This is a genomic window from Paraburkholderia sp. BGA-UO-ETr-F12, from assembly GCF_059567945.1.
Genome location: NZ_JCAQOZ010000061.1, coordinates 100,918 through 114,356 on the forward strand (window position 1 = coordinate 100,918; position 13,439 = coordinate 114,356).

A 13,439-nucleotide genomic window follows, 5' to 3' on the forward strand; every position below is an offset into this window, starting at 1 on the left:
GCTATGGGGCGCGCCCGGCCGCTCAATCCTCTTCCTTGCGGTCATAACCGCCGCTGACGTCTGCGTGCTGGCCGATGTAGGTGCTGAGCCCCTGCCCTCGCCGCGCAAGGCGCTTGAGCGTGGCGACATGTTTCGCGCCGACACTCGCCGATGTGTACCAATACGTGACGCCCGGCCTGAAGCGGACCGCGATGAAGTCGTCACCGATTTCATAGGCCACGACGCCTGAGTCGCCGCTGAGATTCCGATAACGCTCCATCCGCGTTGCCTCCTGTTGGCCCGGTTGCGCCTGTCCCGTTCGTAGCGCAGCAGTTTTTATTCCGCCGGCTTCGCGCCGCGCCGCCCGCCGCACGGCGCGTTCGTTGTAGTATCGCAAGCACCCAGTTTTTACCGCACGTGCGGCACCTCATGAGAATTCTCGGCATCGACCCCGGCTTGCGCGTGACCGGCTTCGGCGTGATCGATCAACACGGCCACCGGCTCAGCTACGTCGCGAGCGGCACGATTAAAACCGCCGACGCCGACCTGCCCTCGCGTCTCGGCACTATTTTCGAAGGCATTTCGACGCTGATCCGTCAGCATTCACCGGATCAGTCGGCGATTGAAAAGGTATTCGTCAACGTCAATCCGCAATCCACTCTGCTGCTCGGCCAGGCGCGCGGCGCGGCGATCTGTGGGCTGGTGGCGGGTGGCGTGCCGGTTGCCGAATATACGGCCTTGCAGTTGAAGCAGGCCGTGGTCGGATACGGCCGTGCGACCAAAGAGCAGATGCAGCAGATGGTGGTGCGGCTGCTCAACCTCTCCGGCGTGCCCGGCACCGATGCGGCCGACGCCCTCGGCATGGCGATTTGCCACGCACACGGGGGCTCGACGCTGAGTACGCTGGGTGGTATTGCACCGTCGCTCGCGAAGAAAGGCTTGCGTGTGCGGCGTGGACGGCTGGTGGGCTAGGCCCTCAGTTCCGGCTCGCCAGCGCCAGCCGGCAAGCCAGCCCGGCAAACACGGTTCCGAGCAGATACTGCGGCAGGCGCGACGGCCGGCGCCCGGCACTGAGCTTACGGCTCAGCTTGCTCGCCATCAGAATTACCGCGCCGTTCACACAGAAGCCGATCAGATTCAGCACGGTCGCAAGCACCATGATCTGCAACGCCACCGAGCCCGCTTCTGGCCGCACGAACTGCGGAAACAGCGCGAGTACGAACAGCGCGACTTTGGGGTTCAGCAGGTTGGTGAACAGACCCTGGCGGAATATCCGGCCAACCGGGTAACGGCTCATCGACGCATTCGGCGACAGCACGGTGCCTTGCGTGCGGAATGTCTTCCAGGCGAGATACAGGAGGTAAGCGGCGCCGGCGAAACGCACGACGTCATAGGCCATCGGCACGGCCAGAAACAGTTGCGACAGACCGAATGCGGCGGCCAGCGCATGACAGTAAGTGCCGACCAGAATACCCGCCAACGAGGCGAAACCGGCGGGACGTCCCTGGCTCACGCTGCGCGAAGCGATTAGCAGCATGTCGGGGCCGGGCGTGGCGGTCAACGCGAGACACGCGCCGGCAAACAGCGCGAGAGTGGTGAGGCTTAGTATGGAAGCTCCTTCTGGTTGTGCCGGGCGAGAACCCGCCAAAAGGGATCTCAGTCTAGTGGGCCGTAACACGCTGGTCAACCGCGATCGCGGATAACGCGGCGCGCCACTGCACAGCGGGCCGGTACGCCACCGCGCTGCCAGACCCGCCGCGCATCCACTGCGCTACACTCGCCCTTTCTCTCTAGATTGAATCCGCCATGATCGGTCGCATTGCCGGCGTTCTGCTGGAAAAAAACCCGCCACATCTGCTCGTCGACTGCAACGGCGTGGGTTACGAAGTCGATGTGCCGATGAGCACGTTCTACAACCTGCCCTCGACCGGCGAGCGCGTCGTGCTGCTCACGCAAATGATCGTGCGTGAAGATGCGCATCTGCTCTATGGCTTCGGCACGGCCGAGGAACGCTCGACCTTCCGCGAATTGCTGAAAATCACCGGCATCGGCGCACGCATGGCGCTCGCCGTGCTCTCCGGCATGAGCGTGCATGAGCTCGCACAGACCGTCACCATGCAGGACGCTGCGCGCCTGACTCGCGTGCCGGGCATCGGCAAGAAAACAGCCGAGCGCCTGCTTCTCGAATTGAAGGGCAAGATCGGCGCCGATCTGGGCGCGATGGCTGGCACGGTGTCGGCGTCCGATCACGCCTCCGATATCCTGAACGCGCTGATCGCGTTGGGTTACTCCGAAAAAGAGGCGCTGGCGGCCGTCAAGAACGTGCCGGCGGGCACCGGCGTTTCCGAAGGGATCAAGCTCGCGCTGAAGGCGCTCTCCAAGGGTTAATAGCGCATGCCGTGACGGTGGCGCTGCGTGCGACATGTAGAGCTTCGCACATGGCTGCGCGACGCGCACCCTGGCCGTTCGGCCGGGTTTCGCCACGGGCGGGGCGCGGTACAATGACCGCATGATCGAAACCGACAAACTCGCCGCCGAGCGCATCATCGCGGCCACGCCCGTCTCGCCGAACGAAGAAGCGTTCGAGCGCGCGCTGCGCCCACGCCAGCTCGACGAGTATGTCGGGCAGGAAAAAGTACGCGGTCAGCTGGAAATCTTCATTGAAGCCGCCAAGCGCCGCTCGGAGTCACTCGACCACGTGCTGCTGTTCGGACCGCCCGGTCTCGGCAAAACCACGCTCGCGCACATCATCGCGCGGGAAATGGGTGTCAATCTGCGGCAAACGTCCGGCCCGGTGCTCGAACGCGCCGGCGACCTTGCCGCGTTGCTCACCAATCTGGAAGCCAACGACGTGCTGTTCATCGACGAAATCCACCGGCTCTCGCCGGTCGTCGAAGAAATTCTGTATCCGGCGTTGGAGGATTATCAGATCGACATCATGATTGGCGAAGGACCGGCCGCGCGCAGCGTGAAGCTGGATCTGCAGCCTTTCACGCTGGTCGGCGCCACCACGCGCGCTGGCATGCTGACCAATCCGTTGCGCGATCGCTTCGGCATCGTCGCACGGCTCGAGTTTTATAACGCCGAAGAACTGGCGCGCATCGTCACCCGTTCGGCGTCGCTGTTGAATGCGCAGATTCACCCGGATGGTGCGTTCGAAATCGCCAAGCGCGCGCGCGGCACGCCGCGGATCGCGAACCGGCTGTTGCGCCGTGTGCGCGATTTCGCTGAGGTGAAGGCGGACGGCAATATCACCGCGCAGGTGGCCGACGCCGCGCTCAGAATGCTCGACGTGGACGCGGTCGGTTTCGACCTGATGGACCGCAAGCTGCTCGAGGCGATCCTGCACAAGTTCGACGGCGGCCCGGTCGGCGTCGACAACCTCGCAGCGGCAATCGGCGAAGAGCGTGACACGATCGAAGACGTGCTCGAACCGTATCTGATCCAGCAAGGCTTCTTGCAGCGCACGCCGCGCGGGCGTGTCGCCACGCTGCTAACTTACCGGCATTTCGGCCTCGCCGCGCCGGACGCTTCGAGCCCCATCCCTGGCCTGTGGGATTCGGCCGCGACCTGAACGTCGCGCCTCTGGCCACCGGCAGCGCCCCCACGCTTGAGAGCTCGGGAAGCGCGCGGCTTAACGCCCCGGTTCCGGCACCCGCTTGAAGCTATCGTCGGTGCTCGGCGCATCGAGATGCGACACATCGGCCCACGCGACGACCGTTGCCTTGCTGCCGTCGTCGGCGTAGTCCACAACATTGATGCTCGCATTCAGCAGCGCGTAATCGCGCGGCGCTTCGAGTGGCAAACCACAGGCAAAACGGCGCACGCAGTCCAGCACGCCGCCATGCGCAACGACAGCGATCCGTCCGCCCGGATGCGCCGCCACCAAAGGTTCAACCGCATGCAGCACGCGATGGTAAAACACGCGCTGCGATTCGCCCTCGGGCGGCGCGAAACCCGGATCGCGAGTTTGCCAGTGTGCGTATTCATCGGGGAAACGGACTGCAATCTCGTCACTATCATGCCCCTGGAACGCGCCGTATGAACGCTCGCGTAAACCTTCACGCAACTGCAGTGGCAAGCCGAGCGCGTCGGCGATCGGCTGCGCAGTCTGCTGTGCACGTTGCAGATCGCTCGAATAAATCGCATCGAGCCGCGCGCCCTCTTTCACCTCATTCGCGATACGGCGCGCGAGGCGTTGTGCCTGCGCGAGGCCGGTCGTCGCGAGTGGGATGTCGATATGGCCTTGAATGCGCTTGATCTGGTTCCAGTCGGTCTCGCCGTGGCGAATGAACAGAATCTGCGTGGTCATGGAATGAGTGGGCGCCAGTAGCCGATTTATGCCGAGCCGCTATTGTCGCAAAAAGCGGCTGGAGAAGTAGAGGCGTGCCGCCGCGTGCGCCAGGCGCGCGGTAGTTGAAATTCAGGCGTTGGTCTGCAGCCAGAACGTGACCGGCCCGTCGTTGACGAGCGACACCTGCATATCGGCGCCGAATTCGCCCGTCTCGACGATCGGGTGTTTGGCGCGGGCTGCTGAGACGAAGTAATCGAATAGGCGCTTGCCCTCGTCGGGCGGTGCGGCGGGCGTAAAGCTGGGACGCAGGCCGCTGTTGGTGTCCGCGGCCAGCGTGAACTGCGAAACGAGCAGCAGGCCACCTGCGCGCCCTGCGCCGTCGAGGTTCTGCACGGAGAGATTCATCTTGCCGGCCGCATCGCTGAAGACACGGTAGCCGAGCATCTTGGCGAGCAAACGGTCGGCGGCGGCTTCGGTGTCGCCGCGTTCGGCGCAGACGAGCGCGAGCAGGCCCGTCTCGATCGCGCCGGTCACGCGCTCGCCGACGCGCACTTCCGCGCGCCGCACGCGCTGAATCAGCGCGATCATGCGCCCGGCTCCGGATGCAATAACGCTTGCGTCACCATCGTGCTCATCGTGCTACGGCTGCACGGTCAAGCGGTCAGCGTGACGCGCGCAAAGCGGCGCTTGCCGACCTGCACGACGTACTCGCCGGCCTCGACCTTCAAGCCCTTGTCGGACACGGTCGCGCCATCGATCTTCACGCCGCCCTGCTCGATGTTGCGCAGCGCCTCGCTGGTGGACGGCACGAGGTTCGCCTGCTTGAGCAACTGGCCAATCGCGAGCGGCGCGCCCGCGAGCGTCACCGCCGGAATGTCGTCCGGCACGCCGCCCTTCGCGCGATGGTTGAAGTCTTCGAGCGCGCGCTCGGCGTCGGCTTGCGAGTGAAAGCGCGCGACGATTTCCTGGCCGAGCATCACCTTGAAATCGCGCGGATTGCGACCCGCCTCGATCTCTTTCCTGAAGCCGGCGATCTCATCCATCGGACGGAACGACAGCAGTTCGAAGTAACGCCACATCAGGACGTCGGAGATGCTCATCAGCTTGCCGAACATGTCCGTCGGCTTTTCGCTGATGCCGATATAGTTGTTCTTCGACTTCGACATCTTCTCGACGCCGTCGAGGCCCTCGAGCAAGGGCATCGTCAAGATGCACTGCTGCTCCTGGCCATACTGCTTCTGCAGCTCACGGCCCACCAGCAGGTTGAACTTCTGGTCGGTGCCGCCCAGCTCCAGATCCGCATTGAGCGCGACCGAGTCGTAGCCTTGCATCAGCGGGTACAGGAATTCATGAATCGAGATCGGCACACCGCCCTGGAAGCGCTTGGTGAAATCTTCGCGCTCGAGAATACGCGCCACCGTGTAGCGCGACGCCAGCTTGATCATGCCGTCGGCGCCGAGCGGCATCGACCATTCGCTGTTGTAGCGGATTTCGGTCTTGTCGCGGTCGAGCACCAGCGCGGCCTGCTCGAAATACGTTTTCGCGTTCGATTCGATCTGCTCGCGCGTAAGCGGCGGACGCGTGGCGTTGCGCCCCGACGGGTCACCAATCAGCGACGTGAAATCGCCGATCAGGAAAATCACCGTATGACCCAGGTCCTGCAACTGGCGCATCTTGTTCAGCACGACCGTGTGGCCGATGTGGATGTCGGGCGCGGTCGGATCGAGGCCGAGCTTGATACGCAGCGGCTTGCCTGTCGCCGCGCTCCTGGCGAGCTTTTGCGCGAATTCGTCTTCGATCAGCAGTTCGTCGACGCCGCGCTTGGTAACGGCGAGCGCATGACGGACTTCGTCGGTGATCGGGAAGGCGGCAGCGGGATTAGGCTTGGTGGACTCGGTGGTCATGCTGGAAACGTGAAGTCGCGAAAAAAGAGATTGTCCCATAGATGCGCGCCGCCGCGCCCACTGACTGGGCCATAAGCGCCCGGCCGACGCATGATTTCGGCGCGGCCGACCGCGCCATTGGCGTCGCGACGCTTTATATTCGGCCGCGCTTGCGTCGATAATCTGCTAAAACAGATCGCAATAAGTCATCGAGAGGAGCAGCAACGTGGCGCAAGACCCAGCAGATGGCGTCTACTTTGGATTGATGTCCGGCACGAGCATGGACGGTGTCGACGGTGTCGCTGTCCGGTTTGCCCAAGGCAAACCGCCGGTGGTGCTGGCCGAAGCGTTTGTCGGCTTCGCGGCAGGTTTGCGCGAGGCGCTATTCGCGCTTCAACACCCGGGCGACAACGAGATCGAACGCGAAGCGCTGGCCGCCAATGCACTCGCCACGCGATACACCGTTTGCTGCCACGAGTTGCTGCAAGCCAGCCGCGTGCCGGCCTCGGAAGTGCGCGCGATAGGCGTGCATGGTCAGACGGTGCGGCATAGGCCGGAAAAGGGTTACACGCGGCAGATCAACAATCCCGCGCTGCTGGCGGAAATGCTGCATATCGACGTGGTGGCCGACTTCCGCAGCCGCGACGTCGCGGCCGGCGGCCAGGGCGCGCCGCTCGTGCCCGCGTTTCACGCCACGGTGTTCGGCGCGAAAGACGAAACCCGCGTGGTCTGCAATCTCGGCGGGATCAGCAATATCACGATCCTGAACGCGACCGGCGGCGTGCGCGGCTTCGACTGCGGGCCGGCGAACGCGCTGCTCGACGAATGGGCGCAGCGCCATATCGGCAAGCCGTTCGATGAAAACGGCCATTTCGCCGCGAGCGGACAGGTCGACCGGACATTGCTGAATGCGCTGCTCGATGAGCCCTTTTTCTCGCAACAACCGCCGAAAAGCACGGGTCGCGACCTGTTCAACGCGCAATGGCTGGATGCCAAACTCCAGCCCTTCGCATCCCTCGCCCCCGCCGATGTTCAAGCCACGTTGGTCGCGCTGACCGCGGTAACGGTGGCTCGCGAAATCGAACGGCATGCATCGGATGTGAAGGCGGTCTACGTGTGTGGTGGCGGTGCGCGCAATCCGGAGATTATGAAAGCCCTGCAACAGGCGCTCGAAGACAGCGGCGTGAGCGGCGTGCCCGTTATGACGACCGACGCGCTCGGCGTCCCGCCGAGCCAGGTCGAGCCGCTGGCGTTCGCATGGCTCGCCATGCGCTGCGTGGCGCGCCTGCCGGGCAATTTGCCGGCCGTCACCGGCGCCGCAGCGGAACGTGTACTAGGCGCGATCTACGCACGCTAAGCCAGGTATCTGGGTTTTAGCTCAGGCAATAAAAAACGGGGCCGAAAGCGGCCCCGTTCTCTTTACAACCTGTCGCCTAACCAGCCATCAAACCGAGAATGACGAACCGCAACCGCAGGTCGTGGTCGCATTCGGATTCTTGATGACAAACTGGGCGCCGTTGATGTCGTCCTTGTAATCAATCTCAGCGCCGACCAGATACTGGTAACTCATCGAATCGATCAGCAGCTGGACGCCGCTCTTGTTCATGACGGTGTCGTCTTCGTTGACGGCTTCGTCGAACGTAAAACCGTACTGAAAGCCCGAGCAGCCGCCGCCCTGCACGAAAACGCGCAGTTTGAGGTCCGCATTGCCTTCTTCTTCGATCAGTTGCTTGACCTTGTCAGCCGCTGCGTCGGTAAAAACGAAGGGGGCGGGCATCTCGGTCACGGGTGTATCGGTGACTGCGTTCATTCGAACTCTCCAAAAAGCTTCTAACCGCTATTGTAGGGCTGATCTCAATATCGTGCTGAAGCCCACAAAATCAATGGGTTCTTCCAGGAAACACGAGCGAGCGGGGCGCCAGCCGCCGTCAGCCTGCCTGAGCGAACCGCATCGCCGCTGCAGCGAGCAAGCCGGTGCCGCCAACCGACGTGGAAAACCATAAAAAAAGCCGCCTTCGCGAAAGCGTTGGCGGCTTTTGCAGCGCTCCGGCACGAAAGCCGGATCGCACCCGAAGCGATTAACGCTTCGAGAATTGCTTCCTGCGACGTGCCTTGTGGAAGCCGACCTTCTTACGTTCGACTTCACGAGCATCACGCGTAACGAAGCCAGCCTTCGACAGTTCCGGCTTCAGCGTTGCGTCGTAGTCCATCAGCGCGCGGGTGATGCCGTGGCGAACCGCACCGGCTTGACCCGTTTCACCGCCACCGTTCACGTTGACTTTGATGTCGAACGTGACGCCGTGGTTCGTGAGTTCCAGCGGCTGACGCACGATCATCAGCGACGTTTCGCGCGAGAAGTAATCGGCGATAGGCTTGCCGTTTACAATGATCTCGCCCTTGCCAGCCTTGATGAAGACGCGTGCGACGGCGCTCTTGCGGCGGCCCGTGCCGTAATTCCAGTTACCGATCATGTGGGCTCCCCTTAGATCTCGAGCGCTTTCGGCTGTTGTGCCGAATGCGGATGCGTTGCTTCAGCGTAGACCTTCAGCTTCTTGATCATCGCGTAGCCGAGCGGGCCCTTCGGCAGCATGCCCTTGACCGCTTTCTCGAGCGCACGGCCCGGGAAGCGTTCTTGCATCTTGCCGAACGTCGTTTCATAGATACCGCCCGGGTAGCCCGAGTGACGGTAGTACTTCTTGTCAGTAGCCTTGTTGCCCGTGACACGCAGCTTGCCGGCGTTGATAACGATGATGAAATCACCGGTGTCGACGTGCGGAGTGAATTCAGGCTTGTGCTTGCCGCGAAGACGGTGTGCCACTTCGCTGGCGACACGCCCGAGAACCTTATCCGTCGCGTCAATCACGTACCATTCACGCGTAACCTCATGGGCTTTTGCGGAAAACGTCTTCATGATCGATCCAAAAAAATTGCTGCGCCCAATGTGTTTTTTCCTGCTTGTAGTGTGCGCATCGAGGCGCGTGCAGGCTCTCCCTGGTTCTTCCTCCGCGGGCGCGGATGCGGAAAAGCTCTGAATTATAAAGGAAAATCAAGGCGCAAGTCAAAAGTGGCGCCTGACGTGGCGCGACGGCCCGGCGTGAATGCCGATGGCCGCCCGTGAAAGTGAATTTTCTTCATCGAAAACGGCGTTCCACGTCACGAACTGCGCCCATTGCGACATCAAAGCGCACAAATCGATAGCCCGGGTTTGCTAAGGTTGTCCGACTTTCACTCCGTAAGGATCCCCAATGCTCCGGATCGGTCTGGCGGACGACCATCCCGTGATCATGGACGCGCTCGAATCGGCCTTTGTCGAAGCGGGCGGATTCAGCGTCGTGTTCAAGGCGCGCACCGGCGCCCAGTTGATCGAGGCACTGCGCGCCGCCCCCTGCGACGCCGTGGTCACGGACTACTCCATGACCCAAGGCATGTCCGGCGGCGACGGCCTCGCGCTGATCGCGCAGTTGCTGCGCCAGTTTCCCACCGTGCGGGTCATCGTCTTCACCATGCTCGCCAATCCGGCGCTCTGCGAACAGCTCGCCGCGCTCGGCGTGCACGGGATCGTCAGCAAGAGCGACGACCGCGCCGAAGTGCTGGCCGCCATGCGCGCGCTATCAGTCGGCGGCGAGCCACCTATTCTATCGCCCGGCGTGCGGGCGTCGATCGGCGCGCGCAGGAGCCGCGCGCCGCAGCCGCTCAGCCAACGAGAAACCGACGTGGTCCGGTTGTTCGCTCAAGGCCACTCGCTCGACGAGATCGCGACCAGTCTGAATCGCGCCAAAACTACCGTGGCCACGCACAAACAGAACGCCATGCAGAAGCTAGGGCTCACGAGCAACGCGGACCTGGTCCGCTACGCCTACGAGCTCGGCATTGCCTGACACGCGAGACCCGGCCGCAACCGTGCGCGCGGCAACCCGGTTGCGGCGGGCTCTCGCGGCGGCGGCCTGGGTCACGATGCTGGCGGTGGCTCCCCGCCTCGGCACCGCTGGCATCGCGTCCGGCGCTGAGGCGTCGGAGCGCGCCAATCCGGGGCTGCTGGCTCGGGCGCCCGACCGCCAGGGCGCGTCCTCCGCCGCGCTGCTGCGTCTCGGCAGCCAACTGGCGCCCACCCGATTCGCCGCGCCGCTGACGCTCACGTCCCGTCAATGGCTCGCCAGTCACCGCATGCTGACCGTGGGCGTGTGGGGCAACGACTACGCGCCGGTCCAATTCCGCCCAGGTAACAACACGATGGCCGGCATTGCCGCGGACTACCTGCACCTGCTGGCCAATTCGCTCGACACGCCAATCCGCGTCCGCTGGTTCGCGAGCCAGGCGGCTGCGCTCGCGGCCCTCAAGTCGCACGATATCGATCTGCTCAGCGTGATCGGCTCGCCGGGCGCCCATGCGTTCGACTACGTCGAGCGCGTGCCGTATCTGCGCATGCCGCTCGCGATCGTGCGCCGCGCCGGCCCCGCGCTGGACACAGACGGCGCGTGGCATGGACGCGCGGCCGTCGTCGAAGATCAGCGGGACGCCCTTGCGGTGCTGCGGCGCCATCAGCCCGCAGCGGCCCCACCGCTCGACGAACCATCGCTCTACCGGGCGCTCGCCGCCGTCTCGCTCGGCGAAGCGGACTATTACATCGGCGATCTGGTCTCCGCGACGTTTTGCGTGGAGCAAGGCATGTATCTCAACCTCCGCGTGGCGCGAGTCGACAGTGCGCAAACCGCGTTTTCCGTCGCCGTGGCGTCCGACCGGCCGGCCTTGAAAGACGCCGTCGAGACCTCCTTCGGCGCACTCCCCGCGTGGCTCGAAGCGAGCGTGCTGCGCCGCTGGGCGGCCGGCGCGGCGCAGGATATGCAGGACGGCCCGCTGCCGTTGAGTCCGGCCGAGCGCGCCTGGATCGCAGCGCACCCGGTCGTGCCGGTGGGTGTCGATACGGCCGACGCGCCGTACACCTTCGTGGATTCGGCCGGCGAATTCTCGGGCGTGCACGCGGAATTGCTCAAGCTGATCGGCCGGCGCACGGGGCTGCGCTTCAAGGTCGTCGCGCGGGACACCCTGCCGGCGCTGGAGGCGGATCTGCGCGCCGGACACACCGCGCTCGTCACGACGCTCATGCCCACACCCGTGCGCAACGCCTTCATGGCGTTTTCCGACCCCGTCATGCCGCTGATCTGGGCAATCGTCGCGCGCGAAGGCGACGCGTCCATCACGAGTCTGCGCAGTCTGGACGGCAAACGGCTCGCGCTGGTCACCGGACATGCGCTTGCGAGCGTCGTGCTGGCCGTGCATCCATCGATCCGGCTCGTGTTCGTGCGCACCGCCGCCGACGCGCTCGATCTGGTCGCCCGGGGCGGCGCGGACGCTACGCTGCAAACCATGGGCGGCGCGAGTTATTCGATCGAGCGATTTTTCCCCAACCGGCTGCGCATCGCCGGCACCGCGTTCGACGACCCCGATCAGGTCCGGTTCGGTGTCTCGCCCGCGGCGCCCGAACTGCTCGGCATCCTCGACAAGGCGCTTGCCGCGATCACGCCGGCCGAGCGCGCCGCGATCGCATCACGCTGGCTCGCGCACATCAACTATCCGAGCAGCACGTGGGACAGTCTACGCCGCTCGGTATTCCGCTGGCTGCCGTGGGGGCTCGCGGCGCTGGCGCTCGCGGTGGTGTGGAACAGCCTGCTGCAATACCAGATCCGCCGACGGCGCCAGGTGGAGCGCGAACTTCGAGCGGCGCGCGATGCTGCCGAACGGGCGAGCGCGGACAAGAGCGAATTTCTCGCGCTGATGAGCCACGAAATCCGCACGCCGATGAGCGCCGTGCTCGGCCTGCTGGAACAGGCGCAACGGCGCGCCGCAGCGGGCATCGCCGACCCAGCGCCGCTGGCGATCGCGCGCCGCTCGGCGCTTGGTCTGCTGGAACTGGTCGGCGATCTGCTCGACGTGCACAAGTCCGAGGCCGGCGAGCTGCGCGTCACGCCGCGCGCTATCGATCTGCGTGCCCTGCTCGCCGAGACCGCGACGCTTTTCGCCGCCGTCGCGCATGAGAAAGGCATCGAACTGCGCGCCGAGACGGCGCCCGATGTGCCGCACGGCGCCCGCTTCGATCCGCTCCGGCTTCGCCAGGTGATCGGCAACGTGCTATCGAACGCGGTGAAGTTCACCGAGCGCGGCGAGGTCGTGCTGCATGCCTCGCTCGAGGTCGATCCGGATGGCAAGCCAATCTTGTGCGTCGACATCCGCGATACCGGCGAAGGTATCGCGCCCGACGAACTCGACCGTCTGTTCGAACCGTTCAGACAGACTTCGGCGGCGGCGGTGCGCGGCGGGACGGGCCTCGGCCTCGTGGTCGTCAAGCGGCTGGTCACGCTGATGAACGGCAGCGTGGACGTGACCAGCGCAGCAGGCCGCGGTACCTGCGTCCTGCTGCGCCTGCCGTGCATCGCGTGCGATCCGCCGGCCGCGGCATCCGGCGACGGGTTCGAGTCCGGTTCGTCAGGCGCGCCGGCGAGGCTGCGCGCGGGCGCTTCGTTGCGCGTCCTCGCCGTCGACGATCATCCGTTGAACCTGCGCATTCTGGCGGACCAGTTGAGGGAACTGGGTTGCACGCCCGTCGAGGCCTGCGACGCAGACGCCGCGCTGGCCACACTCGACTCCGGCGTGGACCTGATGTTCACCGACTGCAACATGCCGGGCATGTCGGGGCTCGAACTCACGCGTCTCATCCGCGCCGCCGAAAACGGCGCCGCGCGCCCTCGCCTGCCGATTCTCGGCTACACCGCCAACGCGCTGCCCGAGGCGCATGCCGATTGCCTTGCTGCGGGTATGGATCAGGTGCTGGTGAAGCCACTTGCGCTGGGGCAACTCGCGGCTGCGTTGGCGCGCTGGTTGCCGGCGCGCTTCGTGATGAGCGAGGCGCGCGAGCCTCCCGAATGCGAAGCGGCGCCGCAACCGGTCACACCTGAACTCGCCGCCAGCCTCGCCGAGGATCTCGCTGCGCTGAAGGCCTCGATCGATCGCGGCGCATGGCAAACCGCCGCCGACTATGCGCATCGGATGCGCGGCGTGATCGCCTGTGCGTCGCCCGATGAAGCCGTCGATCACGCCTGCATCGTTCTGGAGATGCAGGCCTGCCGACGTGCGCCGGATGTCGCCACCGCATTGGACGCGCAGTACGCGCGACTCGAAGCGCTGCTGCAACGTCACGTCGCCGTCGTGAACGCAGGCCGTCTCTAAAAGAAACGGCCTGCACTTTCGAATCTATACGATGGTGGGCGCCCTCACGGCCGGGCAAAGTG

At 64.7% G+C, this 13,439-nt stretch carries 14 protein-coding genes; 6 read left to right on the forward strand and 8 right to left on the reverse strand.

The features are described from left to right. Positions 1-22: 22 nt before the first annotated feature. A complete protein-coding gene (locus AC57B6_RS29640; protein WP_496422693.1) occupies positions 23-259 on the reverse strand; it encodes a hypothetical protein in 237 nt (78 codons plus the stop codon). A 149-nt stretch (positions 260-408) separates the two neighbouring features. On the opposite strand from AC57B6_RS29640, the gene ruvC reads away from it, so the two are divergent. Then, positions 409-951 (forward strand): crossover junction endodeoxyribonuclease RuvC, encoded by a 543-nt coding sequence (gene ruvC / locus AC57B6_RS29645; protein ID WP_028196378.1) that lies wholly within the window; start codon positions 409-411, stop codon positions 949-951. A 4-nt stretch (positions 952-955) separates the two neighbouring features. On the opposite strand, the gene AC57B6_RS29650 is transcribed toward ruvC, so the two are convergent. Continuing rightward, positions 956-1,588, reverse strand: a complete 633-nt coding sequence (locus tag AC57B6_RS29650) for a LysE family translocator (RefSeq protein WP_030100984.1) — start codon at positions 1,586-1,588, stop codon at positions 956-958. A gap of 197 nt (positions 1,589-1,785) precedes the next feature. Between AC57B6_RS29650 and ruvA the strand changes: the two genes are divergently transcribed. Together ruvA and ruvB are read left to right on the forward strand one after the other, a co-directional pair. Continuing rightward, on the forward strand, positions 1,786-2,367 hold the full coding sequence (ruvA, locus tag AC57B6_RS29655) for a Holliday junction branch migration protein RuvA (protein ID WP_028196380.1): 582 nt from the start codon (positions 1,786-1,788) through the stop codon (positions 2,365-2,367). Between the two features lie 121 nt (positions 2,368-2,488). Next, on the forward strand, positions 2,489-3,553 hold the full coding sequence (gene ruvB, locus AC57B6_RS29660) for a Holliday junction branch migration DNA helicase RuvB (protein ID WP_028196381.1): 1,065 nt from the start codon (positions 2,489-2,491) through the stop codon (positions 3,551-3,553). A gap of 60 nt (positions 3,554-3,613) precedes the next feature. On the opposite strand, the gene AC57B6_RS29665 is transcribed toward ruvB, so the two are convergent. From AC57B6_RS29665 to tyrS, 3 genes are all read right to left on the reverse strand, one after another. Next, complete coding sequence (locus tag AC57B6_RS29665; RefSeq protein WP_183796347.1) at positions 3,614-4,291, reverse strand: histidine phosphatase family protein; 678 nt, start codon at positions 4,289-4,291, stop codon at positions 3,614-3,616. Between the two features lie 111 nt (positions 4,292-4,402). Next, positions 4,403-4,861, reverse strand: coding sequence for a D-aminoacyl-tRNA deacylase (dtd, locus tag AC57B6_RS29670; protein WP_030100982.1), 459 nt, complete (start codon positions 4,859-4,861; stop codon positions 4,403-4,405). Positions 4,862-4,926: 65 nt separating this feature from the next. Next, entirely contained in the window at positions 4,927-6,177 is a 1,251-nt protein-coding gene (tyrS, locus tag AC57B6_RS29675) for a tyrosine--tRNA ligase (RefSeq protein ID WP_030100981.1), read from the reverse strand. Positions 6,178-6,382: 205 nt separating this feature from the next. On the opposite strand from tyrS, the gene AC57B6_RS29680 reads away from it, so the two are divergent. Continuing rightward, positions 6,383-7,513 carry an anhydro-N-acetylmuramic acid kinase gene (locus AC57B6_RS29680; RefSeq protein WP_028196385.1) on the forward strand — a complete coding sequence of 377 codons (1,131 nt, stop codon included), beginning with the start codon at positions 6,383-6,385 and terminating at the stop codon, positions 7,511-7,513. A gap of 87 nt (positions 7,514-7,600) precedes the next feature. Here the strand turns inward: AC57B6_RS29680 and erpA are convergent, their stop codons facing one another. The 3 genes from erpA to rplM form a co-directional block, all read right to left on the reverse strand. Then, positions 7,601-7,966, reverse strand: a complete 366-nt coding sequence (gene erpA, locus AC57B6_RS29685) for an iron-sulfur cluster insertion protein ErpA (protein WP_007180424.1) — start codon at positions 7,964-7,966, stop codon at positions 7,601-7,603. Between the two features lie 268 nt (positions 7,967-8,234). Beyond that, on the reverse strand, positions 8,235-8,627 hold the full coding sequence (gene rpsI, locus AC57B6_RS29690) for a 30S ribosomal protein S9 (protein WP_007180423.1): 393 nt from the start codon (positions 8,625-8,627) through the stop codon (positions 8,235-8,237). A gap of 11 nt (positions 8,628-8,638) precedes the next feature. Continuing rightward, a complete protein-coding gene (gene rplM, locus AC57B6_RS29695; RefSeq protein ID WP_007180422.1) occupies positions 8,639-9,067 on the reverse strand; it encodes a 50S ribosomal protein L13 in 429 nt (142 codons plus the stop codon). Positions 9,068-9,401: 334 nt separating this feature from the next. Between rplM and AC57B6_RS29700 the strand changes: the two genes are divergently transcribed. Continuing rightward, positions 9,402-10,034 carry a response regulator gene (locus AC57B6_RS29700; protein WP_496422694.1) on the forward strand — a complete coding sequence of 211 codons (633 nt, stop codon included), beginning with the start codon at positions 9,402-9,404 and terminating at the stop codon, positions 10,032-10,034. Next, positions 10,027-13,377: an ATP-binding protein gene (locus AC57B6_RS29705; RefSeq protein WP_496422695.1), complete on the forward strand. Its 3,351-nt coding sequence runs from the start codon at positions 10,027-10,029 to the stop codon at positions 13,375-13,377. The genes AC57B6_RS29700 and AC57B6_RS29705 overlap by 8 nt, the downstream gene beginning before the upstream one ends. The last annotated feature ends 62 nt before the right edge of the window (positions 13,378-13,439 follow it).

Bases quoted from the DNA above. Each gene is read 5' to 3' on its own strand.
- rpsI (WP_007180423.1), bottom strand. From the start codon at position 8,627: ATGATCGGTAACTGGAATTACGGCACGGGCCGCCGCAAGAGCGCCGTC.
- AC57B6_RS29700 (WP_496422694.1), top strand. From the start codon at position 9,402: ATGCTCCGGATCGGTCTGGCGGACGACCATCCCGTGATCATGGACGCG.
- erpA (WP_007180424.1), bottom strand. From the start codon at position 7,966: ATGAACGCAGTCACCGATACACCCGTGACCGAGATGCCCGCCCCCTTC.
- rplM (WP_007180422.1), bottom strand. From the start codon at position 9,067: ATGAAGACGTTTTCCGCAAAAGCCCATGAGGTTACGCGTGAATGGTAC.
- tyrS (WP_030100981.1), bottom strand. From the start codon at position 6,177: ATGACCACCGAGTCCACCAAGCCTAATCCCGCTGCCGCCTTCCCGATC.
- AC57B6_RS29640 (WP_496422693.1), bottom strand. From the start codon at position 259: ATGGAGCGTTATCGGAATCTCAGCGGCGACTCAGGCGTCGTGGCCTAT.
- AC57B6_RS29665 (WP_183796347.1), bottom strand. From the start codon at position 4,291: ATGACCACGCAGATTCTGTTCATTCGCCACGGCGAGACCGACTGGAAC.
- ruvB (WP_028196381.1), top strand. From the start codon at position 2,489: ATGATCGAAACCGACAAACTCGCCGCCGAGCGCATCATCGCGGCCACG.
- dtd (WP_030100982.1), bottom strand. From the start codon at position 4,861: ATGATCGCGCTGATTCAGCGCGTGCGGCGCGCGGAAGTGCGCGTCGGC.
- ruvC (WP_028196378.1), top strand. From the start codon at position 409: ATGAGAATTCTCGGCATCGACCCCGGCTTGCGCGTGACCGGCTTCGGC.
- ruvA (WP_028196380.1), top strand. From the start codon at position 1,786: ATGATCGGTCGCATTGCCGGCGTTCTGCTGGAAAAAAACCCGCCACAT.